The organism is Pseudomonas sp. LS_2 (genome assembly GCF_042709235.1).
In the GTDB taxonomy this organism is placed as follows: domain Bacteria; phylum Pseudomonadota; class Gammaproteobacteria; order Pseudomonadales; family Pseudomonadaceae; genus Aquipseudomonas.
Genome location: NZ_JAVAYC010000063.1, coordinates 1 through 1,902 on the forward strand (window position 1 = coordinate 1; position 1,902 = coordinate 1,902).

At 66.9% G+C, this 1,902-nt stretch carries 1 protein-coding gene; it reads right to left on the reverse strand.

Annotation, left to right across the window (positions count from 1 at the left end; genetic code table 11):
* A partial coding sequence (locus RAC97_RS24530) for a condensation domain-containing protein (RefSeq protein ID WP_375102209.1) occupies positions 1-1,902 on the reverse strand: 1,902 nt, incomplete at both ends.

The following is a 1,902-nucleotide window of genomic DNA, read 5'->3' on the forward strand; positions in this document are numbered from 1 at the left end:
GATGACCTGGTGCAGGCACTGCCCTGCCGGGTGTTCGACCAGCGCCTTGTTCCAATCCCCCAAGATGGCCTCGCGCTCGCTATCGGCGAGCAACGGCAAATCGGCGACACGTTGCTGCGGCGCCTCGACCATACCCCGCAACAACGCCTGCCAGTGAACCGCCAGGCGCTTGATGGTCGCCGCCTCGAACAGGTCGGTGGCATAGGTGAACAGCGCCTCGATGCCCGCCTCGCCCTCGAAGGTGTCGAGCATCAGGTCGAACTGCGAGGTCGTGCCTTCCAGGGCCAGGCCTTCCAGGCTCAGCCCCGCCACCTGCCCATATGCCGCACCTTGGCGCGCCTGGGCCTGGTGGTTGAACAGCACCTGGAACAGCGGGTGATGGCTGTTGCTGCGCTGGGGTTGCAGGGCTTCGACCAATTGCTCGAACGGCAGGTCCTGGTGCGCCTGGGCATCCAGGGCGGATTGGCGGACCTGGCGCAGCACCTGGATGAACGGCATCTGCGGGTCGATATGCGCCTGCAGTACCTGGGTGTTGACGAAGAAGCCGATCAGCCCCTCGGTTTCCAGCTGATGTCGATTGGCTACCGGCACGCCGACACGCACCGAAGGCTGGCGACTGTAGCGGTGCAACAGGGTTTGCAAGGAAGCCAGCAGCAGCATGAACAGCGTGGCGCCTTCGGCCTGGGCCAGGGCTTTGAGGCGTGCCGCCAGCTCCGCTGGCAGCTCGACCGCCACGGTGGCGCCGCGGGCGCTGGCCTGGGCCGGGCGCGGATGATCCAACGGCAGCTCGATCACCTCATGGTCACCGCCCAGTTGCGCGACCCAGTAGGCCAGCTGGCGCTCGCCTTCGCCCTCGGCCATGCGCGCCCGCTGCCACAGCGCGTAGTCGGCGTATTGCACCGGCAATGCGGGCAGCTGCGGCGTAGCGCCCTGGCGGAAAGCGTCATAGGCATGCAGCAGTTCCTCGACCATGCGCTGCATCGACCAGGCATCGGAAACGATATGGTGCTGGGTCAAGGCCAGCACCCAGTGGTCATCGGCAAGCCGCAACAGGCCGACGCGCAGCAGCGGGCCTTGGGCCAGGTCGAACAGCTGTCGCGCCTGCGCCTCGACCCAGGCCTCTACACTCGCCTGGGCGCCCAGGGTCTGCGGCACGATTTGCAACGGCGCTGCCTCAGCGATCACCTGTACCAGCTGTTTGCCGTCGTGATGGAAGGTCGTGCGCAGGGTTTCGTGGCGCTCCACCAGTGTGCTGAAAGCCCGCTCCAACGCGGTCACATCCAGCGCGCCGCGCAAATGCAGCGCCGTGGGAATGTGGTAGGCGGTGCTTTGCGGATCCAGCTGCCAGAGGTACCACTGACGCTCCTGGGCGTAGGACAACAGCAGCGGTTGGTTGCGCTCTGCTGGCAGCAGCGGCGCCTGACGTGCCGGGTCTTGCCCAAGACTGGCAGCGAAGGCGCGCAGGGTGCTGTGTTCGAACAGGCGCTTGAGCGGCACCTGCGTGTCCAGCGCCTGGCTCAGGCGCGAGACCACCTGGGTGGCCAGCAACGAATGACCACCGAGGGCGAAGAAATCGTCCTCTGCGCCGACGTGCGGCAAGCGCAGCACCTCGGCCCAGGCTTGGGCCACTGCGACTTCAACGGGGCCTTGGGGTTCGACATAGACCTGTTGCAGCAGGCTGGCGTCGGGCGCGGGCAGTGCCTTGCGGTCGAGCTTGCCGTTGGTGGTCAGTGGCAGTTCGGCAAGGAACAGCAGGTGCGCCGGGACCATGTATTCCGGCAGCGGGCCGCGCAGGCCGGCCTTGATGCGCTCACGGGCGTCGGCCTGGCTTTGCGGGTCGGCCGCGGCCAGGCTTGTGTCCTTGGGCACCACATAAGCCACCAGTTGCACGGCCTCGCCTTG